We start from the raw sequence: 22,004 nt of genomic DNA, 5'->3' as shown, positions 1-22,004 counted from the left end.
GAGTTGAAGAAGTTTGAGAACGACCGCGCAGGGGCTACTCTGATATTGATCCGCCCGGACCCCGCGGTCGCTCTGATCTCACGAGGAGATTTCAGTTGAGCACCGTATGCGGCAAAGCATGAACGCGGTCCCGGCCGACGCGTCAGTGATCGTCCAGCGCCTGCATCTCTCCGCCGGCTTCCACGCCACCGGACGCGACTGGGTCGTGGGGTGTCTGGCCGCGCTCGGCACCCGCCTGCGGTCGTACCGCGACGACCAGGTGGACCTGGAGATCAGCCTGAAGGACCGCGACGGCGACGAGCAGCGGGTCGTCCCGCAGTGCTGGATCAGCAGCGCGCACCGCGTGCACTTCGTCGCGACCTCGTCGAAGCAGCGGTTGTTGTCGTCGGCACTCGGCGAGGCCAGGGACGACCTGATCCGTCAGGTCGACGAGGCGAAGACAGACCCGCACCGAACCGCGTCACAACCGATCGCTGCGGCCGGTGGCGCCCGAACCCGGGATCGGCTAGCGACATGAGCACCGAGCAGCACCGCCAGGTGGCCGACGTGGAGACCTACGAGAACGAGGACGAGCACCGGCAGGTCGCCGTTCGCCACGTCTGCATCGCCTGCGGCGTGCGGACGAACGCGGTCGGCAGCGCGATCTACCTGCGGACCACACGAGATGGCGTCCAGCCGTTCGAGACCGCCGGCTTCTGCGGGGTGGAAATCGCTGAATTGCAGACCATGCTCGCGGAGGGTCCGGCTTTCACGGCGACGCGGCAGAACTGGCCCGTGCTGGTGCCGGACCTCGCCGCCACGAAGCACTGGCCCGTCTTCGCCCCCGCTGCCATCGCGATCGGGGTGGCGGCGATGTTCGCGTTCCCATTGGTGCTCAACGCGCACTCGCTCGGCACTCTGGAGATCCACCGGGACGCCTGCGGCGCCCTGCTCCCGGACGAGATCGCCGACGCGGTGCACCTGGCCGACGTGGCCACGGCCCTGTTGCTCGACCGGCCCGCGGGCCGGAGCGCGGAGGACGAGCACGGCGGAAAGGCGTCCATCCGCACGCGTGGACCGTCCGGCCCTGCGGTCCGCCACCTCTTCTCGGTGGCGAACGACCGGGCCGAGCGCGGACTCATGTGCACCAACATCGACAAGTAGAGGTGGCGCGAATGTCGGACCGGGTGGCCCAGACCTTCGTCGCGCTGGCCGACGAACAAGGTGCTCAAGCTGATGGCCGTCTCGACCAAGATGACCCGGCCGCTGGAGCACCACCTGGCACACGACGGAGAAGGCCCTTCCGAGGAGTGCTTCCGCTCAGGTCAGAGCGTCCGGTGTGACGACCTGCGCGCGGGGCCACCGCGGTGGCCCCGGTTCAACGCCGCCTCGGTGCGCCTCGGGTTCGTCGCGGTCGACGCGGTGCCGATGCGGCTGCGGAGCGAGGTCATCGGCACGCTCAACCTGTTCCGGACCTCGCCGGATGCACTCCCCCCGAGGCGACGACGTTGGCGCAGTCGTTCGCGAACGTCGCGACGATCAGCCTTCTCCAGGTGCGCGCGATCCGGCGGAACCGGGTGCTCGCGGAACAGCTGCAAGCCGCACTCACGAGCCACATCACCATCGAGCAGGCCAAGGGCGTGCTGACGGAGCGCCCGCAGATCGACGTGGAGGACGCCTTCTCGCTGATGCGCACCCACGCCCGCAACACCAACCAGCTGCTCTCCGAAGTGCCCGAGGGCGAGCCCGGCAGCGAACTCGTCCGCGACGAACCGCTGAGCTTCGATCCCCGCGAACGCCGCTACGGGTGGCGATCCGTGCGGCACGGCCGGGTCACCATCTCCAATCCGGCCCACCAGCCAGTGCCTGCGGCTGCCGCCGGCGATCCCCTCGACCCGATGACTGTGTTCGAGGAGATCTTCTGATGCACCTGACCCGGTTCGAGATCAACCCGGCCCGCCGCGCCGCCCGCGATCTGCTCGCCTCACCGCAGAAACTCCACGCCGCCGTGCTGGCCGGTTCCCCACCCTGGCCGCGGCACCGGCCGGGAACGGGCGGGTGTTGTGGCGGCTTGATCAGCGTGACCATCAAGCCCTGCTCTACATCGTCAGCCCGCACAAGCCCGACCTCACCCACCTGGTCGAGGACGTCGGCTGGCCCACCACCCACGGTTGGGACACCCGCGACTACACCCGCCTGCTCGACCGGCTCAACGCCGGCGACGAGTGGGCGTTCCGACTCAAGGCCAACCCGGTGAGCAACCGGCGCAAAAGCGACGACGCCGCACGGTCACAGCGTTTCGGTCACGTCACCGTGGCCCAGCAGACCGACTGGCTGCTCACCCGGACCGAACGCCACGGCTTCACCATTCCCCGCGGCGAGCACAAAGAACCCGACGTGGCCGTCCGCGGTCGCGAACACCTCAAGTTCCGGCGCCAAGGACGCACCGTCACCCTGGCCACCGCCGTGTTCGAGGGCCGCCTGGAGATCACCGACCCCGACGCGCTGCGGCACAGCCTCACCCACGGCATCGGACACGGCAAGGCCTACGGCTGCGGGCTGCTCACCCTCGCCCCGGTGAAGCGTGCCTGACATCCCCGGCGCGAGGCCGGTCCCGCTGTCGCAGCTGGTTCAGCGCAGCTCGACCCTGTTGCCACACCTCGACTTCTTCCAGTGTTCTCCCCCGGCCAGCCGGCACATGCCGACCGCTGCGGAGCGCGGACGCCCGTGCGCAAACCAAGTGAAAAGAGCTGACGCAGGTACCAAGAGCGCTGCGGCGACGCCAGTGCCGCTAGCCGGAAGGACGTCGCCTCACCGCTGCGATACGGCGGCGCCATTTGTCGAGTTCCACCAGCACGTACGTCAGGGCGCTCAGCACCAGGACGGAAGTCCAGGTGTGCCAGGGCATTGGCGCGGTGTGGAACAAGGTGTTCATCGCGGGCAGGTAGGTCAGCAGCAGTTGCAGACCGATGGTCAGCGCGATACCACCGAGCAGCCATCGGTTGCTCAGCAGTCCGGCGCGCGACCGCAGGTTTTCCAGTGATCGGCAGTTCATCAGGTAGGCGATCTGCGCGCCGACGAACACGTTGACCGCCACGGTGCGGGCGAGTTCGAGTGACGCCCCGGAGGAGAGCTGCCAGCGGAACGCTCCGAACGAGCAGGCGAGCAGGACCGCGGAGACGAACGCGACGCGCCCCACCAGCGATCTGGTCAGCAGGGGCAGGGTCGGCGGCAACGGCGGCCGGCGCATGACGCCTGGCTCGCGGGGTTCGAAGGCGAGGGGCAGGCCGAGCGCGACGGCGGTGGTCATGTTGATCCACAGGATCTGCACCGGGAGGATCGGCAGGGCTGTGCCCAGCACGATCGCGGTGAGGATCACCAGGCCTTCTGCCATGTTGGTGGGCAGGGTCCAGATGATGAACTTGCGCAGGTTGTCGAAGACCGCGCGGCCTTCCTCGACGGCGGCGCGGATCGAGGAGAAGTTGTCGTCGGTGAGCACCATGTCGGCCGCCTGCTTGGCGACCTCGGTGCCTCCCTTGCCCATCGCCACGCCGATGTCCGCGCGGCGCAGGGCGGGTGCGTCGTTCACACCGTCCCCGGTCATCGCGACCACCTCGCCTCGTGCCTGGAATTCCGTGACCAGCCGCAGCTTCTCCTCCGGTGACACTCTCGCGTAGACGTCGTCGATGTCGAAGTGGGCCGCGATCGACCGTGCGGTCGCCGGGTGGTCACCGGTGATCATCTTCACTTCGATGCCGGCGGCCTGGCAGGCGTGCACGGCCTCGATCGCCTCGGGACGAGGTGGGTCCTGCATCGCGACCAGTCCGAGCAAGGTCACCTTGCCGCGCAGTGCTTCCTCGGTCAGCTCAGCGCCATGGGCGGTTCCGATCGCGAGCACTCGCAGGCCGTCGCGTGCCAGTTCTTCGGCTTCGACGCCGTGTTCCAAGCCTGCGAGTTCGAGCACGCGTTCCACCGCGCCCTTGACGTACACGGCGCCGCCGGTGTGCTGGGTCGCCATGAACAGGCGTTCCGAGCTGAACGGCAGCACGTCCACCCGTGCCGGCACGTCGGCGGTGCCGAGTCCTGCTTTGCGGGCCGCGACGACGAGTGCGGCCTCGGTCGGGTCGCCGACAGGCTGCCACTCACTTTTCTCCTCGATGATTCGCGCGTCGTTGCACGCCCACGCGGCGAGCAGGCATTCTCGGACCGCCGCGTCCGCGGGTGGCGCGAGGTCCCCTTCTGGGGAATAGCCGATACCGGTTAGCTCGTGGTGCCGGGTGCCGGGTGCCGGGTGCCGGGTGCCGACGACGACCGTCCGCACGGTCATGGCGTTTGCGGTCAAGGTGCCGGTCTTGTCGGTGCAGATCACCGTGGTGCTGCCGAGGGTTTCCACGGCGGGCAGCCGGCGAACGATCGCGTTCCTGCGTGCCATCCGCGCGACGCCGATCGCGAGCGTCGCCGTCACCGCCGCGGGCAGGCCTTCCGGAATCGCGCCCACCGCGAGGGCAACCGCCGCGGTCACCATGCCCGCCAGCGGTTCTCCTCGCAGCAGTCCGACCGCGACGCTGGCCACGGCCAGCCCGAGGATCACCAGTGTCAGCACCTGGCTGAACCGTGCGAGTTTGCGTGTCAGCGGCGTCCGGACCGTCACCGTCGTGCCCACGAGGCGGTGCACTCGGCCGATCTCGGTGTCGGTGCCCGTCGCGGTGACGACGCCTCGGCCGCTGCCGGCAGTGACCAGTGTGCTGGAGTAGGCCGTGTTGGCCCGGTCGGCGAGCGCGGTGTCCGGTGGCAGTGCCAGCGGGTCTTTCGACACCGGCGAGGATTCGCCGGTGAGCGCGGACTCGTCGACGCTGAGCTCCTGCGTGTCGACGAGTCTCAGGTCGGCGGCCACCTGGTCGCCCGCTTCCAGGAGAACGACGTCACCGGTCACCAGTTGGGCGGATGGGACACGGGACGTGACGCCGTCGCGCAACACCGTGGCCTCGGTGCGTGTCATCGCCGCGAGGGCGTCCAGTGCGCGTTCGGCCCGCATCTCCTGCAGAAACCCGATGATCGCGTTGATCACGACGACGGCGAGCACGACAGACGCGTCGACGATCTCGCCGAGTGCGGCGGTGAGCACCGCGGCCGCGAGCAGGACGTAGATCAGCGGGTTGTGCAGCTGTTTCAGCAGCCGCACAACCCAGTTCGACCCTCGGCTGGGCGGTAACTCGTTCGGTCCGAGCTCCGCGAGCCTGCTCTGCCAGTCTGAAGTGGACAGTCCGGTCATCGCATCGGAGCGGGCCTGTCGCACGACCTCGTCGGCCGGCTGCGCGTGCGGAGTGGGAGCCTTGGTATCAGCTCTGGTCAGCGGCATGGCTCTGCTCGTTGCGTGCCTCTCGTTGCACGGGGATCACGAGGACGGGTGCGGACGAGTGCCGCACGCAGTGCGTGCTGGTCGATCCGAGAACGGTCTTGCGCAGCCAGTGCCCGCTGTGAGTGGCCACGACGAGCATGGTCGCACCCACCGACTGCTGCTCCAGCACTTCGGCGGCGTCGCCTCGAACGCTTCGCCGGACGATCACAGGGATGTCGGTGCGCCCTGCCAGGGTGGCACGCAACGCGTTCTCCACCAGTGCTTCGGACGCCGGCATCCCTCGGGCCGCGTCTGTTTGCGTCCAGTCCGCGAGCGGCTCGTAGTTCCACGCGTGCACGACGTGCAGCGGGCAGTCGCGGACGAGAGCCTCGTCCATCGCCCACTGCAACGCTCGCTCTGACACCGACGTTCCATCGACCCCGACAACGATCGGGTTTGCTGTGCTCATGACTCCACCTCGTCGACTCCGAGCCTCGACCGGCGGCGGGCGCCGGCACGCGTTGCCTGTCCTTGACCCGCGTCGGAAAGCGCTGCCACGAGCAGCACGGCGCTGCGCGAGGCCTCGATCAGCACCGACTTGGGATCGCCCTCGGCGAGGGTCCTGCACACCCCGGAGCCGTTGCCCGCCCTCACCGCTTTGTCGAGTACGGCCTGGTGTCCCGCGCGCACGCGTTCGGACGTCCACTCCATGCCGAACTCGACGGGAATCGGACCGATCATCAGGGCGTGGTGCCGGTGCCAGGCGAAGATCGCGACGACCGGGTAGCCGTGGTGCCGCGCCTCCGCCGGAGCCCAGCCCGGTGCCGCCTCGCTGGAGGGAGATCCGTCCACGCCAACCACGATGGTCCCGGTCGCGATGTCGCTCATGGCCGTACGATCGCGAGCGGGCAGGGCGCGTGGTAAACCAGCGCCTGGCTGGTCGAGCCGATCAGCATTCCGGCGAACCCGCCGTACCCTCGACTGCCCACCACCAGCAGCTGGGCCTGCTCGCCGAACCGCGTCAAGGCTCGTACCGGCCGGTCGTGCAGCACGACGCGGTCGACCTGCACGTCTGGGTACTTCTCCTGCCAGCCGGCGAGTTGTTGTGCCAGCAGGCGTTGTTCCTGCTCCTCGACACGGTTCCAGTTGATCGCGAACTGCGAGTCGTCGAAGTCGCTGCCGATCATGAGGTTGTGCCACGACATCACCGCGGTGAGCGGCGCGCGACGCACCGATGCGGCCTCGAACGCGAACGCCACCGCTGCCTCGCTCGTCGGCGACCCGTCGACGCCGACGACCACCGGCCCCTCAGAACGCGGTGTCCCACGCACGACCACGAGCGGGCATTGGCCGTGCGACGCCAGTGCGAGCGCGGTCGAGCCGACGAGCAACCCGGTGACGCCGCCGAGTCCTTGCGATCCGAGCACCATCAGCCGGGCCTCACGCGACTCCTCGATCAGCGATGTCGCTGCACCCCCTGCGACGACGTGCGTCGTCACATCGATGTCGGGCGCACCAGCCAGTGCGGCTTGGGCGGCCTCGTCCAGCCATGTGCGCGCTTGTGCTTCGATCGCCTGGTGGACCTCGGTGCCCGTGAGGATGACCTCCGGATAGCCGCGGCTCGGCAGGAGGTAGCCGTGCACCAGGCGCAACGGTGCGTGGTGGCGGGCGCAGTCGTCGGCTGCCCACCTCACCGCCGCGAGCGCAGAGGACGAGCCGTCGATACCGACCACGACGGGTGCCGCAGGTCCCTTCATCACGAGTTCTCCTCATACCAAGAGTCGTACGTGGGCATCACCATCCACTCAGGACACACCCAAGTGGCGCGCGGAGACGCGGAACCCTCGCGAGCGAGGTTCCGGCGATTCGGTGCACGGCGATCACGTTGCGCGACAATTCGGCGACTTAAGAGGGAACATCCCACGACCTCCTCGGCGCGTCAGCGATCCACGCGTGCGCCGCCGAGGTCCGGGGCGGATGTACCACTCAGCGTAGAGGGCCTCGGACAGGAGCGCACCTTGTGCGGGAAGGATGCTGGTCTCTACGCTCGAGCAACCTTCCTCCACGCCCGCCCGACCCCGCGGTCGCCACGGTCTCGTGAGGAGACGTCCGTGAACATTTTCATCGGCTGGCGCCGGTCAACCGACCACCGGCACGCAAGACGATGAACCCGTCCCTGTCCGGGACCGCGGATCCGAACCAGCCGGTGACCGGCCGGGGACCGGCCGATCTGCTCAGCACAGCGGCCGCGCACGCCTCCATGAACGTGCCGGTCGTGGCGGCGACCGACATCGCGGACGAGGTGCACGCCGGTCTGCGGGGGCGGAAGTTCGACAGCGCGGCGGTGCTGGCCGTGTGTCGTGGCGACGCCCTGATCGGGCTCGTCACGATCGAGCAGCTGCTCGCGGCCTCGCCTGACACGCCGATGAGCGCGATCATGGATGCCCGGCCTCCTGTGGTGCACCCCCACGTCGATCAGGAGAAAGCGGCCCGGCAGGCGGTGCAGAACCGGGAACCCGGGCTCGCCGTCATCACACCGGACGGCCGGTTCCGCGGGTTGATCTCGGCACAGCGCCTGCTCGGCGTCCTCATCGAGGAGCACGACGAGGACCTCGCCAGGCTCGGCGGTTTCCTCACGACATCTGCATCTGCGCGAAGCGCGAGCACGGAGCGGGTGGCAAGGCGGCTGTGGCACCGTCTGCCGTGGCTGCTCGTCGGCTTGGCGGGAGCACTGCTGGCGGCGGGAATCGTCGGGTCCTTCGAGGAACTGCTGGCCCGCCAGGTCCTCGTCGCGCTGTTCGTGCCGGGAGTGGTGTACATCGCCGACGCGGTCGGCACCCAGACCGTGGCCCTCGTGATCCGAGGGCTGTCCGTGGGCATCGGGATCGGACGTGTCGCGCTGCGCGAGGTCGTCACCGGCGTGCTGCTCGGCACCCTGCTCGCGGCGATCGCCTTCCCGCCGATCCTGCTGGTGTGGGGTGACTTCCAAGTGGCGCTGGCCGTGTCGGCCGCGTTGCTGGTGGCTTCGTCGATCGCGACCGCCATCGCCATGGCCCTGCCGTGGCTGCTGCACCGGCTGGGCCGCGATCCCGCGTTCGGTTCTGGCCCGCTGGCCACCGTCGTCCAGGACCTGCTCTCGGTCTACGTCTACTTCGTCATCGCGACCGCTCTGCTGTGACGATACCGCGCGCCTCGCGAGCGATCTGGAGGTCCTCCCGAGCGGTGATCACCAGTGTCCTCACGTCCGCACCGGCGGCGGTGATGTCCTGATCGTCGCGCACGGTGTCGTTGCGGTCGAGATCGATGGCCGCGCCGAGGAACCGCAGCCGCTCGACCGCTCGACGTCGCACCGCGGACGAGTGTTCACCGACCCCACCGGTGAACACGAGAACGTCCATCCCCCCGGTTGCCGCCGCCATGGCGCCGATGCCACCCACCAGTCGATGTGTGTAGACGTCCAGAGCGAGGGCCGCGTCCGTGTCTCCACGATCCGCCGCGGCTTCTACTTCGCGCATGTCACCGGTGCCGGCGAGCGCGGTGAGTCCGGAGCGCTGTTCCAACGCCGTGGCGACCTCGTGCGGTGACAGGTGTTCGTGCTCTTCCAGCCAGAGCACCAATCCGGGATCGACGGTACCGGACCGGGTCGCCATCACGAGACCTTCCAACGGGGTGAAGCCCATGGTGGTGTCGACGCTGCGTCCGTCCACCACTGCCGCGAGCGACGCTCCCGCGCCCAGGTGACAGGAGACGACCCGCAGCCCGGCCTGCGGCCGGTCGAGCAGTTCTGCCGCGCGGCGCGAGCAGTAGCCGTGCGAGAGGCCGTGGAATCCGTAGCGCCGGATCGCGTAGCGGTCCCGCCATTCGCGTGGCACCGCGTAGGTCGCGGCCGCCTCCGGGATCGTGGCGTGGAAAGCGGTGTCGAAGCACGCCACCGCGGCGATACCGGGGAATTGTCCGGTGACGGCGTCCAGAGCGGCGAGCGACTTGGGTTGGTGCAGCGGGGCGAGGCCGGTCAGATCGTGCAACCGCTCCCGCACCACGTCGTCGATCCGTACCGGACCGGTGAAGCCGGTTCCACCGTGCACGACACGATGCCCGACCACATCCGGTTCGTCCCAGTCACGCAGGACTCCGGCGAGGCGCGACGTGTCGAACCCGTCCGCTCCGGCAGGCAGGTCAGCGGTGTGCCGCACCGCGTCGTGCTCGTCGAGGAAGCGGAGCTTCAGGCTCGACGAGCCCGCGTTGACGACCAGCACTCGCACTGCTCAGTCCTGTTCCGGCCAGGTCCAGCCGGAGATCGCCGGGTCGTCCTCGCCGTGTTCGCGGGTGTACCGGCGTGCCGCCAAACGAGCGTCCGTCATCCGCTGGCGCAGCGTCGCGGCGTTGCTGCCCAACGACGGGACGCGGTCGATGACGTCCATGACGAGGTGGAAGCGGTCGAGGTCGTTGAGCATCAGGACGTCGAACGGCGTGGTCGTGGTGCCTTCTTCTTTGTAGCCGCGCACATGGAGGTTGTGGTGGTTGTTGCGCCGGTACGTGAGCCGGTGGATCAGCGCCGGATAGCCGTGGAATGCGAAGATCACCGGTTTGTCCGTGGTGAACAGCGCGTCGAAGTCGCCGTCGGACAGCCCGTGCGGATGTTCGCTGGCGGGCTGCAGCCGCATCAGGTCCACGACGTTGATGACCCGCACCCTCAGCTGGGGAAGGTGGGCGCGCAGCAAATCCGCGGCGGCCAAGGTTTCCAGCGTCGGGATCTCTCCCGCGCAGGCGAGTACGACATCGGGCTCGCCGTCGGTGTTGCTCGCCCACGGCCAGATCCCGAGACCGCGCGTGCAGTGCGCGACCGCCTCGTCGATGCTCAGGTAGGTCAACGCGGGCTGTTTGCCGGCGACGATGACGTTCACGTAGTGCTTGCTGCGCAGGCAATGGTCGGTCACCGACAGCAGCGTGTTGGCGTCCGGCGGCAGGTACACCCGGATGATCTCGGCTTTCTTGTTGACCACGTGGTCGATGAACCCGGGGTCCTGGTGGGAGAACCCGTTGTGGTCCTGGCGCCAGACGTGCGACGACAGCAGGTAGTTCAGTGACGCGATCGGTGCTCGCCACGGAATCGCGCGTGTCGTCTTGAGCCACTTCGCGTGCTGGTTGAACATCGAGTCGATGATGTGGATGAACGCCTCGTAGCAGTTGAACAAGCCGTGACGGCCGGTGAGCAGGTAGCCCTCGAGCCAGCCCTGGCACAGGTGCTCGGACAGCACCTCCATCACCCGTCCGTCCGGAGCGAGGTGATCGTCACCGGGCTCGGTGATGGCGTTCCACGTGCGGTCGGTCGCCTCGAACACCGCGGAGAGGCGGTTGGACGCCGTCTCGTCCGGCCCCATGACGCGGAACCGGTCGGGATTGCGGATGATGATGTCGCGCAGGAACGCGCCCAGCACCTTGGTCGCCTCGGCGGCTTCTGCGGCAGGACGCTCCACCGGTACGGCGTGGTCGCGGAAGTCGGGCATGACGAGGTCGCGCAACAGCAGGCCGCCGTTGGCGTGCGGGTTGGCGCTCATCCGCCGGGCCCCTCGCGGGGCGAGTGCCTGCAGTTCCGGGATCAGTCGCCCGGTGCGGTCGAACAGCTCGTCCGGGCGGTATCCGCGCATCCACTGTTCCAGCAGTTCACGGTGCTCGGGGTTCGCGCGGGTCGCGGCGACCGGTACCTGGTGGGCGCGGAACGTGCCCTCGACCGGCAGGCCGTCGACCACCTTGGGCCCCGTCCAGCCTTTCGGCGTGCGCAGCACGATCATCGGCCACAGCGGGCGCTTCCCCGTGCCGGATCCTTCGCGGGCCCGGTGCTGGATGGCGGCGATGTCATCGAGCACGAGGTCGAGCGTGGCCGCCAGTTGCTCGTGCACGTCCATGGGATCGTCACCCACGACGAAGTGCGGGACATAGCCGTACCCGCGCATCAACGCGGTGAGCTCGTCGTCGGGGATCCGTGCGAGCACGGCCGGGTTGGCGATCTTGTAGCCGTTGAGGTGCAGCACCGGCAGCACCGCGCCGTCCGTCGCCGGGTTGAGGAACTTGTTTGAATGCCAGCTGGCCGCCAGCGGACCGGTTTCCGCTTCCCCGTCCCCCACCACGCACAGCACCAGCAGGTCCGGGTTGTCGAACGCCGCACCGTAGGCGTGCACCAGCGCGTAGCCGAGCTCTCCGCCCTCGTGGACGGAACCGGGTGTCTCGGGCGCGACGTGGCTGGGAATGCCGCCGGGGAAGGAGAACTGCCGGAACAACGCCCGCAGCCCGTCCTCGTCCTGCCCGATCGAGGAGTAGACCTCGCTGTAGGTGCCTTCCAGGTAGGCATTGGCGACCAGTCCTGGACCACCATGACCAGGACCGGTCACGTACAGCGCGTTGAGGTCACGAGCGTTGATGACCCGGTTCATGTGCGCGTACAACAGGTTCAGCCCGGGAGTGGTTCCCCAGTGCCCGAGCAGGCGCGGCTTGACGTGTTCGGTCCGCAGCGGATCGCGCAGCAACGGGTTGTCCAACAGGTAGATCTGACCGACCGACAGGTAGTTCGCCGCCCGCCAGTACGCATCGATCAGCTCGAGGTCGTGCCGGGTGAAGGCCGGTGCCAGGTCGGTGCGTGTCACGAGCGTGACTCCTCATCAGGTTGTAGCGATCGTCTGTTGTGGACGGTGTTCGACGAACCGGTCGTCCAGGCCGCGTCTCCTCGGATCGTGGTGTCCGTCACCGCGGTCGGCGCCGCAACCGGTTGTCCGCCGCGGTGGTGCCAGATGTCGCGCAGGACGACCTGGATGACGCCGACGACCGGGATGGCGAGCAGTGCGCCGAGTATTCCGGCGAGTTCGGTCGCCAAGAGCAAGGCGACGAGCACGGTCAACGGGTTGAGCTTGACCGTCCTGGAGAAGATCACCGGTTGCAGCAGGTGGTTCTCCAGCTGCTGGTAAACGATGAAGAAGATGACCACGGTGATGGCCGCGGGCAACGAGTGGATGAGCGCGGCGACACCCGCGACCACCGCGCCGAGGGTGGCGCCGACCAGGGGGATCAGGTCTGCGATCGCGACGAAGATCGCGATCAGCTCGGCGAACGGCACACCGAAGATCTTCAGCACGACGTAGGTCAGCACACCGCAGATCGCGCTGATGAGGAGATTGCCCGAGATGTAGCCGGTGACGGTCTTCGCGCAGTCGCCGCCCACCCTGCGGATGTGCTCCGCCCGCTGTGAGGAGAACAGCGCGAGCGTTCCCTCGACGACCTTCGGACCCTCCAGCACCGCGAGGTAGGCGATCACGAAGATGGAGATGGTCGCGACGATGCCGGTGACCGCGCTGCGCAACAGGCCCAGCGCCGGGGTGCCGAGGCCGGTGGCGAACTCCCGGATGCGTTCTTCGTTGTCACGGGCGAGCTCCAGCGCGTTCGTGCGCTCCAGCAAGATCCCGACGGGGCCTCTGCCACCACGTGCGTCCGCGATCATGTCCGGCAGCGCCGCCGCCAATCGTGTGCCCTGCTCGGCCAGCGGCACGGCGAACAACGTGAGAATGCCGCCGAACGCCAGCACGACGACGAGGAACACGACCAGGGTCGCCAGCGGGCGGCGGCACCACCTGACATGGTCTTGCAGCCAGTTCACCGCCGGGTAGAGCGCGACCGTGAAGACGACCGCGATGAGCATCCACACCAGAACTCGCTGGACGTGCATCACGAACACCACCGCCACGACCGTGGCCAGGGTCAGCCCGATAGTCGCGAGGATGGTCCGCACAGGAACCTTATGGGCGCGCTGGCTCGGCATCGTGTTCACCACTCCCGTTCCGGCCGTACGACGACCGTTTCCGGGGAACACCGAGGACAGCGCCAGTCCGGCTTCCGACGCGCGAAGTGCCCTCGGCACCTCGAACTTACGCCGGTGGGCTGTACGCCGCTTTTTACGGGCGTCGGGGGCTGCTGTCCCTCATCAGCTCGGTGATCTCCGGTGATCGCGATACGACGTGCTGCGCAACCTCTGACAGGAGCTGGTTGCTGTTGCGGGCGTGGGTGCGCATGAGGGAGAACGCGTCCGCGACATCGATCTGCAGGCGCTCGGCCAGGATGCCCTTCGCCTGCTCGATGACGATGCGGCTGTTGAGCGCGTTCTGCAGTTGTTCGGTGACCATTTCGCTGTGCCGCAGCGCCCGGACCTGGAGGATGCTGATCGTCGCGACGTTGGCGAAGGACTGGGCCAGTTCGACCGCGTCCTGCGGGATGGCGCCGGGCGAGGTCCGGAACAGGTTCAGCGCGCCGACGACCTGCTCGCGCAGCCGCATCGGCACCGCGTGCACGGCGGCGAATCCCTGGTCGCGCGCCGCGGCCGTGAACCGGGGCCAGCGCTGCGGTTCCTGCTCCAGGTCGGCGCACTCCACGGGCTGCCCGGTGTGGAAGCAGTCCAGGCAGGGGCCTTCCTCGTCCTGCAGCTGGAACAGTTCCAGCATGCGGGCCTGTTCGGTGGACGCGGCCACCAGGTTCAGCGCACCGCGCTGGTCTGCCAGCAGGATCCCGACCGCGTCCAACTCGAGCAGTTCGACGCAGCGTTCTGTCAACGTCTGCAGGAAGTCGATGGCGTCGAACCGCAGCACGAGCGTGTCCGCCAGCTCGACGAAGGTCTGGGTGATCCGCCGGTCCAACATGTGACTCACCTCTGTTTCTCGAAATCGGTGTCCGGGGTGAATCTCAGTCTGCGCGCGACCACGTCGGCCGCCACCTCCGACAGACGCAGGCCGGCGAGATACGCGTGCGCCCGCAATCTCAGGAACGCTTCCCCGAGATCGGTGTCCAGCTGCACCGACACCATGCCGGTGGCCTGGTGCACCACGCCCCAGCGGCGTTCCGGCTCGGTGGCCCACAGGTCGCCGCCGTCCAGCGCCTCCGGCGCCGCGGTCCGGCCGAGCAGCAGCGCCGTCGCCGTGTCCGCGAACAGCAGCGCGTCCGCGAGCTCCTCCGCCGACAGCGGGCCGTCGACATCCCGGCAGATCTCCAGGGCGCCCAGCGCGATCGCGCCGAGCGTCAAGGGGATCACGAAGATCGCCGCCACTCCCGCGGCGGCCGCGGCCGGGGCGAACACGGGCCAGCGCCGCGCACTCCACCCGCCCGCCAGATCGGATGCGAACACCGGCTGGTTCTGCCGCAGAGCCTCCGACACAGGCCCCTCGCCCACCGTTGCCTGGAGCTCGGCGATCTCGTCACCGGCAGTTCCGGCGACTTCGAGCGGTTGCGCGGTACCGACCAGGTAGACCGCGACACCGGCCGCGTTCAGACCGGCCCGGCAGGCGAGGCAGACATGGCGGACGCCGACGGGCTCCCGCTCGGCCACGGCGATCTTGTTGACCACCGCGAGGATGTCGAGATGCCGATTCGTGCCCATGCCGGTCACTCCTCGCCATTGTGATCCAGAACGAACCATAGCCCTTCACGCCACCGCCCACCGCCTCGGTTGCCGAACCACGGGGACCGGCGCAGAGGTGGAGCTGGGCCGAGCGCGGGAGCTCCGACGGAAACGAGTCAGTGTTGCCGGTGCGGGAGGCCGGCGTATTCGGCGATGCGCGCGATGAGCTCCCGCGCACCGTGTGGGAGCGGTGGCGCGCCGCTTGCTCGCCGAGTGGCCGGATGCGATCGCGGACGCGTGCCGAGGTGAAGGTCTCGGCGGGCGCCAGCGCGCGGAACCCGACAGCTACGCCGTGACCGAGGTCCCGGTCGGGCAGGTGGTTGATCGACAGCAGGACGAGGCTGAACACACGGCTGCGGGCCATGTCGTCGCCGTAGTCGTCGACCGCTCCGGTGAGCAGCGGAATCGCGGTTCGGGCGTGGCGAGGGCTCGTGGTGCGGGCCAGGTCGGTGTGGACGGCGCCGACCATGGCCGACAGATCCGTCTCGGTGAAGAACCCGGCCCAGCTGGGCACATCGGTGTGGCCGGCGGCCGCGAACCGGTCCCTGCCGCGATCGAGCTCGGCGAGCGCCTGACCACCGTCGCCCTTCCTGGCATGGGTCCAGGCCGAGTTCATCGACAGGATGCCGGCAGCGATCTCACCGCCCGGCCCGGCCGCGGCCAGCTGACCCAGCTCGAAGTAGTCCAACGCCTCGGCGAGGCTCCCGTGGTGCAAGCACACGCGGCCGAGCCGGTAGCAGATGTTGGCCACCAGGCCGTTGTGCCGGCCCCGACCGGCGAGCACGAACGCTTGGGCGAAGTGGACACGGGCACTGCCGGCCAGGCCGACGTCGAAGCACACCCAGCCGGCGAGGTTGTAGAGATCGCCCAGCGCCACGTGCAACCGGCGCCGCACGTACTCGGCGGCTGACGCGTCGAGCATCAACCGCCCCTCCCCCATCCGGCGGCGGATCGCGTCGAGACACGCATCGCCGCCTTGGCGGTAGTGCACCAGGCGCAGGGCGTGCGTGTCCGCCTTCAGCTGTTCGACGTCGGGCAAACCGATCGTGCGGGGCGCACGTTCCGCGCCGGGGAAGGATTCCGCGGTGGCCATAGCGGCACTCCTGACAGTAAAACTGGAGAAGTGGTCGCCGCCGGGGTCCAGGACGGTCACACGCCCTCGATGTCCAGCGGCTCACAGGCCACCGAACCGGCGAGGGGACTGCACATTCGTCGGCGTGAGCCGACTGCTACCCGAACACAGCCGAGCTCTTTCCCCCAATGCTGCCACCGAACAGGGCGGCACGCGAACGGGTGAACAGGCGTGGTGCCCGGAGTGGATCGCTGCTGCGCGCCGGCCACGGCGGGCGTGGGTATGGGTGTGAGCAGTGTGAGCCGCACCAGAACCGCAGGATGATGTGCCGTGGACGGAGTTGTCGGCGGCTACAGCGTCCCTGGGATCGCCGAGGGCAGCGGCAACACCGTTGCCGCTGGTGTTGCCGCTGCCCGTTGATACCGCTGTCAGCAGGTGCAGATGCCGCCGTTGTTGACCCCGGCGGCGCCGTTGCCGCCCGCGAGGCCGCTGGCGCCCGACGGGGTGGTGATGATGTCGAGCCCGTCGTTGATGGTTCCGGAGTTCCCGAGACCGCCGGCACCCGCGGCACCGCCGATGCCCCCGGGACCGCCGGGGCCACTGCAGCCGGTGCCGCCGTTGCCGCCACCGGCACCGTTGCCACCCTTGCCACCGGTCGCGGTGATGGTGTCCACGCCGGTTCCGCCGGTCAGGGTGCCGGAGTTTCCGATCCCACCGGCGCCACCGGCACCGCCCACGCCACCGGCGCCACCGGGCTGAACGGCCGCCAGACCGTTGCCGCCCTTGCCACCGACGCCACCGTTGCCGCCGAGACCACCGTTGGCCTTGAGCGAGTCAGCACCGGCACCGCCGCTGATGGTCCCGGAGTTCCCGACCCCACCCGCACCGCCGGCACCGCCGACGCCACCGGCGCCGCCGCCGTAACCGCAACCACCCACGCCACCGGCCGCACCGGTACCACCGGCACCACCGTTGGTGGTCACGTTGTCGAGACCGGCATCACCGAGATCACCGGTGAAGGTTCCGGAGTTCCCGACGCCACCGGCCGCGCCCGCGCCACCGATACCCCCGGCACCCGCGCCACCGGCGACGAGACCGCTGTTACCACCAAGGCCGCCAAGGCCACCATTGCCGCCCCTGCCCGCGGTGAGCACGACAGTGTCGCTACCGGCGCCACCGGTGACGTTCCCGGCGTTACCGACGCCACCGATCCCGCCGACGCCACCATCGCCTCCGGCGCCACCGGCACCGGAGGCGAACCCGGCCCCGCCCTGGCCGCCGTTGCCCCCGTTACCCCCGGCGCCACCGGTGACGATGATGCTGTCCGTGCCCGCACCGGCGTCGATGACACCGGTGGTCCCCACGCCGGCGCCGCCGACGTTGCCGGCTCCGCCGTTGCCGCCGGCATTTCCCGCAGGAGTGCCGGCATTGCCGTTGGCGCCTGCCGGGCCGCTGATGCCCGCCGTACCGACGACGCCGGTGACACTGATGGTGTCGCCACCGGCAAGGCTGTTCACCGTGCCGTTCACGGCACCGCCGGTGATGGTGATGATGTTGTTGCCCGTGGTCCCGGTCAGCACTTGACCGGCGGGGATCCCGGCGGTGCAGGTGAAGTTGGCGCCGCTCTGGGTGCATCCCGGCGGGAGCGCCAACGCCTGCGCGGGAACCAGCAGGGAGAACCCCGCCGCGGTGCCCAAGGCGATGAGGGCCCGACCGGCCCGGCCTGCCGTGCTGATGCGTTCTGTCGATCTCATGATCAACCTTCCACCCGTGAAGAGAATCCGCAGCTGACGCCACGAACTTGCGAGGTGGTGTGATGACCGGGGTCTGGAGCCATTGTCCGATGCCGGAAGATGAGGGCACCGGCACCAAGCAACCCTCGATACGACCGAGCTTTCACGCATTCGACACCGCTGGCAACAGAAGGAGCGGCCGGTCACCCATATGCGGTCAAGTCCCCACTGATGCCGCCACCGACGAGGGCCTCGCACCTGGACGACAAAATGCGTTCCGCAAAATGCGTTCCGCAAATTGCGCAACACCCGTTCGCAGAGGTTTTCGCATTTCTTTTATCACCTGCAAGCGGCGCGACCCCCACCAGCCCGCAAAGGCCTGGTGGGGGTCGCGCAGGTCTGGCTCCGTTATCAGATGATGGGGAGGAGCGCGCCAGCGGCACCGAGGATGCCGGCCACGGCGCCGTTGACGATGCCGATGACGGAGTCGATCAGGCCGCCGATGATGATGATTCCCATGACGAGATCTCCTTGCTGTTGAGTAGAGCATTTACTGGGTCGTGTGCGGTTCGTCCGCGCGATGGTCAGCCGGTGCAGCCGGGCACAGCCGGAACACTGCCGACGCAGTTGTTGGGGGTGTTGGCGGTGATGGGCGAGTTGGTTGCGGTCATGGTGCCGCCGAGGCGGTAGACGCCACCGGCGGTCAGCACCGCGGTGTTAACCGTGACGGCGGTTTGGGTCATGGTGGTCGCGGTGGAGTTGACGGCGGCGACACCACCACCTTCAGAGCCGGTGTTGTTGAGGATGAACAGCGGGCTGCCGGACACACCTGTGGTGCTCAACGTGCCGCGCAGGCCGTTGTAAATGCCACCACCGCGCAGCAGCGCGGTGTTGCCGGTGACGTTGCTCCTGGTGAAGGTCGCGGCAGGCGCGGTGTCCGAGGCGGTGTCGGCATTGGCCAGTCCACCACCGTTGAGCGTGGCCACGTTCCCGACGAGGCCGCTGTTGGTGAGGGTGACCGCACCCCGGTTGAGGATGCCGCCGCCGTCACCGACGGCGCTGCCGTTCGTGAACACGACCGAGGTCGTCAGGGTCAGACTGCCGGTCGAGCCGACTTCGGCGATCCGGAACGGCAGCGCGGAGGAACGGGTGATGACCGCCGGGCCGATCATCTGGATCGGGGTCGTGATCACCGGCAGCCCGGTGGTCAGACCACCGTGAGCGGAGGTCAACTGATAGGTGCAGCCGCCCGCCAGCACGAGCGTGTCCGAGGCGGGAGTGCCGTTGGCCTGGTTCACCGCCGCGACCAAAGCGTTCTCACTGCACGCCACCGGAATGGTGATGGCTTGCGCGACGGGGGCAAGGGTGACCAGACCGGCAGCCACGATCGTGGCTCCGATCATGGCGTGGAGAGTGGTGCGGATGCGTTGCATGACGAGTTCATTTCCTGAAACGAAAATTGGGGAAACCGCCGACACGAAGGCGCCAACGGAGAAAGACAGAAAGACTGCGGGCAGGGCACCCGATCAGAACGGCCTGCACATCGGGCCGTCCACACAAAAGCCTCGGCCCGTGATCTGTGTCCACAATTGTTGTGAACAGGTCACGTCACCGAGGTCCGGGGCAACAATGTTCAACCTACTCCTTCACCGAAGCGATGGGTACCACAGTCCCCCAAATGGCCCCTCCGTCGTACCTCTGATTGCCCCGGCCACGCCGAAGCCAGCTGATCAATGACAGCTGTGCCCGCGACTTCTGCACAGTCTCGGTTTCACGAGTAGCGCAAGAGTCCGCGCGACCCGCGACGCGCGGCAAACACTCGGCTCGACACGGACGTGAAAATCGTGTCTCATAACGCCCGCGTGGTGTCGAAGTCCGCACTGTGCCGCTGAGCACAGAATTCCACATAGGCGATCCCAGGGCATGCTCATCTTACGCCTGTTACATCTGGTCCCCGTCCGCCTCATCGGCTGGCTGATCTTGCTCAGCCGTCCCCAACGTCGAAGGACATCGAACTACTGGTGATGCGGCACGAGGTCGCGGTACTGCGCTGAACCAACCCCGACCGCGCGGTGCTCGCCGCGCCGCCGTCCCCCCGCGCTACGCACGAGACGGCTGGACCCTCAAGGTCAAGCCGGCGGAACACGAGAGGTCGCTCCTCGACAGCGACGCGCAAGCCATCAAAGACTGTGGGGTGCCAGAGCTCTGGACTCGCCGCTGAGCTGCGGTAATCGTGCGTCATCGCCATAGCGGCGGCATGATCGTGAACGTGGCGTTGAGGCTGCTGTACTTCATCTTCGTCCGACTTGTCGGCTGGCTGGCTCTGCTCGGCCCATCCTCGGCGGCCAAAGATGTCGAGTGGGTCTGCTGCACGAGTAGGTGACAGTGGTAGTCACGCAGCCCGGCTGGCTGGCGTGGCCATGATTGCTTCGTATTCGATCGGGGTCAACCTGCCGAGAGCTGCCTGGCGCCTGCGACGGTGGTAGGTGCGCTCGATCCAGGTCACGATCGCGATCCGCAGTTCCTCGCGCGTGGTCCAGGTGCGCCGGTCGAGAACATTGTTCTGCAGCAACGCGAAGAAGCTCTCCATCGCGGCGTTGTCTCCGGCGGCGCCGACCCGGCCCATCCAACCGGACAGGCCGTGACGAGCGAGCGCGCGGACGAATTTCCTGGATCGAAATTGCGATCCGCAGTCGGTGTGGACCACGCAGCCGGCGACCTCGTCACATCTCGCGACGGCCGTTGGTGAGTGCGGTGACGGCGAGGCGGGACTTCATCCGGGAGTCGATGGAGTAGCCGACGATCCGGTTGGAGCAGGCGTCCTTGACCGCGCAGAGATACAGCTTTCCTTCTGTGGTGCGGTGTTCGGTGAGGTCGGCCAGCCACAGCCGGTTCGGTGCGGTGGCGGTGAAGTCACGGCGCACCAGGTCGTCGTGCACCGGCGGACCGGCTTTCTTGCCGTTGCGGCCGCGTTTCTTGCCGAACGTGCTCCACCAGCCCATGGACGAGCAGATCCGCCACGCGGTCCGGTCCGCCATCGACACACCGGCGTCGCGGGCCTCGTCGGCCAGGAACCGGTAGCCGAACTCCGGATCGTCGCGGTGCGCGTCGAACAACGCGTTCGCCCGCTGAGCCCGCTCGAGTTCGATCCCGGTGACCGGCCAGACGCGCCACCGGTAGTACGGCTGTCGAGCGATCCCGAGTACCCGGCACGTCACCGCGACCGGGATCCCGTCCGCGGCCAGCTCGGTCACGAGCGGGTAGAGCCTTTTCCCGACAAGTTCGCCTGCGACAGATACGCCGTCGCGCGGCGCAGGACCTCGTTCTCCTGCTCCAGCAGCTTGATCCGCTTACGCGCCTCACGCAGCTCAGCCGACTCGGCCCGGCTCGCACCGGCCTTGGCGCCTTCCTCGACCTCGGCCTGGCGCAACCACTTGAACGACGTCATCGGGTACACCCCGAAGTCCTTCGCGATCTGCTCGACCGTCACGCCGGGCTCGCGGTCACGGGCGACCCGCACAACATCGTCGCGGAACTCCCGGGGGTAGGGCTTGGGCACAGCGACATTCTCCTCGGCCAGCTCGTGGTCGCCAACTTCTCTGACGATCTCTGCCTCCACCAGTGTCCACCCGTCGACGCCGCCCCGGCCCCGCCAGCATGGTCTGACACCGGTCGCCCATCGACGAAGACGACCTGCCCCGACAAACCCGTCACCGCCACAGATGACCGCCGCGCGCGAGGAACGCCGCGATGTCATCCCACTGGCCACAGCCCAGCGCCGCAGGTGCAACTTCCACGATCCATGAGATCACCAGGCTCTGCCGCACTTGGACAACGCCGTCACACGCCGATCATGACCAGGAAGAACACCCGAACGGAGGACACGATTCGCTTTAGCCAATGCGACCCCATTTCGCCCCGCGCAAACCGATTCTCCCAAAATCCGCCCAAACACCGGGTTACTGACCAGTACAGACCACTGTGGACAGTCACTTCAAGATCGAAAAATGCGCACGAAAAAGCCCGCTGAACTGGGCTTTCACCCAGAATCAGCGGGCTGATTCAGACCGTCGGGACGACAGGATTTGAACCTGCGACCCCTTGACCCCCAGATACGGGTTCACAGGCCGCTGACCTGCTAAACAGGAACGTTGAACGCAGTTCGGCGCACTTGAGCGCAAATACATGCGAGTCGGTTTAGTTGCGCGGCGCTCGCCAAGCGATTCATCGTCTGACAGATCCATGTGCAACTTGTCGGGTAAGGAGTTCCCTGCCTCCGACTTCATGATCGGAGGGTCAGTGGCCAACTCTGCGACTCAGACCACCGGAAACACCAGGCAATGCCTGAAATCGAACTGCGCCTCGCGCAGACGATCCAACGCGGCACGCCTCCATCACGAACGCCTCCATCACGGACGTCTGCGCCACAACATGGCTGACGACCTCTAC

Annotated in this window: 17 protein-coding genes and 2 pseudogenes; 6 read left to right on the top strand and 13 right to left on the bottom strand. The window is 68.1% G+C overall.

Annotated features, from left to right (window positions below):
* The first annotated feature begins 118 nt into the window (after positions 1-118).
* From ACZ7CH_RS39445 to cas6e, 5 genes and pseudogenes are all read left to right on the top strand, one after another.
* Positions 119-517: an HPF/RaiA family ribosome-associated protein gene (locus tag ACZ7CH_RS39445; RefSeq protein WP_360401504.1), complete on the top strand. Its 399-nt coding sequence runs from the start codon at positions 119-121 to the stop codon at positions 515-517.
* On the top strand, positions 514-1,143 hold the full coding sequence (locus ACZ7CH_RS39440; RefSeq protein WP_470368768.1) for a GAF domain-containing protein: 630 nt from the start codon (positions 514-516) through the stop codon (positions 1,141-1,143). The genes ACZ7CH_RS39445 and ACZ7CH_RS39440 overlap by 4 nt, the downstream gene beginning before the upstream one ends.
* Positions 1,144-1,215: 72 nt before the next feature.
* Positions 1,216-1,431 (top strand): annotated as a pseudogene (locus tag ACZ7CH_RS39435) (transcriptional regulator); the annotation flags it as partial.
* Between the two features lie 56 nt (positions 1,432-1,487).
* Entirely contained in the window at positions 1,488-1,904 is a 417-nt protein-coding gene (locus ACZ7CH_RS39430; RefSeq protein ID WP_470376292.1) for an ANTAR domain-containing protein, read from the top strand.
* 133 nt (positions 1,905-2,037) lie between these two features.
* Entirely contained in the window at positions 2,038-2,571 is a 534-nt protein-coding gene (gene cas6e / locus ACZ7CH_RS39425; RefSeq protein WP_470376291.1) for a type I-E CRISPR-associated protein Cas6/Cse3/CasE, read from the top strand.
* 199 nt (positions 2,572-2,770) lie between these two features.
* Here cas6e and ACZ7CH_RS39420 read toward each other — a convergent pair whose 3' ends face one another.
* From ACZ7CH_RS39420 to ACZ7CH_RS39405, 4 genes are read right to left on the bottom strand one after another with little or no spacing between them, the layout of a single operon-like run.
* Positions 2,771-5,338: a cation-translocating P-type ATPase gene (locus ACZ7CH_RS39420; protein WP_470376290.1), complete on the bottom strand. Its 2,568-nt coding sequence runs from the start codon at positions 5,336-5,338 to the stop codon at positions 2,771-2,773.
* Entirely contained in the window at positions 5,319-5,786 is a 468-nt protein-coding gene (locus ACZ7CH_RS39415; RefSeq protein WP_470376289.1) for a universal stress protein, read from the bottom strand. The genes ACZ7CH_RS39420 and ACZ7CH_RS39415 overlap by 20 nt, the downstream gene beginning before the upstream one ends.
* On the bottom strand, positions 5,783-6,205 hold the full coding sequence (locus ACZ7CH_RS39410) for a universal stress protein (RefSeq protein WP_360401516.1): 423 nt from the start codon (positions 6,203-6,205) through the stop codon (positions 5,783-5,785). Before ACZ7CH_RS39410 ends, ACZ7CH_RS39415 begins: the two co-directional genes overlap by 4 nt.
* Positions 6,202-7,074, bottom strand: coding sequence for a universal stress protein (locus ACZ7CH_RS39405; protein ID WP_470368899.1), 873 nt, complete (start codon positions 7,072-7,074; stop codon positions 6,202-6,204). The genes ACZ7CH_RS39410 and ACZ7CH_RS39405 overlap by 4 nt, the downstream gene beginning before the upstream one ends.
* 407 nt (positions 7,075-7,481) lie before the next feature.
* Between ACZ7CH_RS39405 and ACZ7CH_RS39400 the strand changes: the two genes are divergently transcribed.
* Complete coding sequence (locus ACZ7CH_RS39400; protein ID WP_458433563.1) at positions 7,482-8,495, top strand: magnesium transporter; 1,014 nt, start codon at positions 7,482-7,484, stop codon at positions 8,493-8,495.
* Here ACZ7CH_RS39400 and ACZ7CH_RS39395 read toward each other — a convergent pair.
* From ACZ7CH_RS39395 to ACZ7CH_RS39355, 9 genes and pseudogenes are all read right to left on the bottom strand, one after another.
* Positions 8,473-9,573, bottom strand: coding sequence for an acetate/propionate family kinase (locus tag ACZ7CH_RS39395; protein WP_470368772.1), 1,101 nt, complete (start codon positions 9,571-9,573; stop codon positions 8,473-8,475). The two genes, ACZ7CH_RS39400 and ACZ7CH_RS39395, sit on opposite strands and share 23 nt — an antisense overlap.
* A 9-nt stretch (positions 9,574-9,582) precedes the next feature.
* Complete coding sequence (locus ACZ7CH_RS39390; RefSeq protein WP_470376288.1) at positions 9,583-11,958, bottom strand: phosphoketolase family protein; 2,376 nt, start codon at positions 11,956-11,958, stop codon at positions 9,583-9,585.
* Entirely contained in the window at positions 11,955-13,094 is a 1,140-nt protein-coding gene (locus tag ACZ7CH_RS39385) for an AI-2E family transporter (protein ID WP_360401528.1), read from the bottom strand. The genes ACZ7CH_RS39390 and ACZ7CH_RS39385 overlap by 4 nt, the downstream gene beginning before the upstream one ends.
* Before the next feature lie 163 nt (positions 13,095-13,257).
* The gene (locus ACZ7CH_RS39380) at positions 13,258-13,995 is read right to left on the bottom strand and encodes a GAF and ANTAR domain-containing protein (protein WP_470368774.1); all 738 of its coding nucleotides are present in this window, start codon (positions 13,993-13,995) and stop codon (positions 13,258-13,260) included.
* 5 nt (positions 13,996-14,000) lie between these two features.
* Positions 14,001-14,594 (bottom strand): GAF and ANTAR domain-containing protein, encoded by a 594-nt coding sequence (locus ACZ7CH_RS39375; RefSeq protein WP_470376301.1) that lies wholly within the window; start codon positions 14,592-14,594, stop codon positions 14,001-14,003.
* Positions 14,548-15,843: a hypothetical protein gene (locus ACZ7CH_RS39370; RefSeq protein ID WP_470376287.1), complete on the bottom strand. Its 1,296-nt coding sequence runs from the start codon at positions 15,841-15,843 to the stop codon at positions 14,548-14,550. The genes ACZ7CH_RS39375 and ACZ7CH_RS39370 overlap by 47 nt, the downstream gene beginning before the upstream one ends.
* Before the next feature lie 407 nt (positions 15,844-16,250).
* The gene (locus ACZ7CH_RS39365) at positions 16,251-17,576 is read right to left on the bottom strand and encodes a hypothetical protein (RefSeq protein WP_470368776.1); all 1,326 of its coding nucleotides are present in this window, start codon (positions 17,574-17,576) and stop codon (positions 16,251-16,253) included.
* A 563-nt stretch (positions 17,577-18,139) separates the two neighbouring features.
* Entirely contained in the window at positions 18,140-18,988 is an 849-nt protein-coding gene (locus ACZ7CH_RS39360; RefSeq protein WP_470376286.1) for a hypothetical protein, read from the bottom strand.
* Between the two features lie 959 nt (positions 18,989-19,947).
* A pseudogene (locus tag ACZ7CH_RS39355) lies at positions 19,948-21,114 on the bottom strand (IS3 family transposase).
* Positions 21,115-22,004: the final 890 nt, after the last annotated feature.

This window comes from Lentzea sp. NPDC037011, assembly GCF_055607425.1.
This window is presented reverse-complemented; position numbering and strand designations above follow the sequence as displayed.

Coding starts and splice junctions, on each gene's coding strand:
- ACZ7CH_RS39445 (WP_360401504.1), top strand. CDS start 119: ATGAACGCGGTCCCGGCCGACGCGTCAGTGATCGTCCAGCGCCTGCAT.
- ACZ7CH_RS39440 (WP_470368768.1), top strand. CDS start 514: ATGAGCACCGAGCAGCACCGCCAGGTGGCCGACGTGGAGACCTACGAG.
- ACZ7CH_RS39420 (WP_470376290.1), bottom strand. CDS start 5,338: ATGCCGCTGACCAGAGCTGATACCAAGGCTCCCACTCCGCACGCGCAG.
- ACZ7CH_RS39415 (WP_470376289.1), bottom strand. CDS start 5,786: ATGAGCACAGCAAACCCGATCGTTGTCGGGGTCGATGGAACGTCGGTG.
- ACZ7CH_RS39410 (WP_360401516.1), bottom strand. CDS start 6,205: ATGAGCGACATCGCGACCGGGACCATCGTGGTTGGCGTGGACGGATCT.
- ACZ7CH_RS39405 (WP_470368899.1), bottom strand. CDS start 7,074: ATGAAGGGACCTGCGGCACCCGTCGTGGTCGGTATCGACGGCTCGTCC.
- ACZ7CH_RS39400 (WP_458433563.1), top strand. CDS start 7,482: ATGAACCCGTCCCTGTCCGGGACCGCGGATCCGAACCAGCCGGTGACC.
- ACZ7CH_RS39380 (WP_470368774.1), bottom strand. CDS start 13,995: ATGTTGGACCGGCGGATCACCCAGACCTTCGTCGAGCTGGCGGACACG.
- ACZ7CH_RS39370 (WP_470376287.1), bottom strand. CDS start 15,843: ATGGCCACCGCGGAATCCTTCCCCGGCGCGGAACGTGCGCCCCGCACG.
- ACZ7CH_RS39365 (WP_470368776.1), bottom strand. CDS start 17,576: ATGAGATCGACAGAACGCATCAGCACGGCAGGCCGGGCCGGTCGGGCC.
- ACZ7CH_RS39360 (WP_470376286.1), bottom strand. CDS start 18,988: ATGCAACGCATCCGCACCACTCTCCACGCCATGATCGGAGCCACGATC.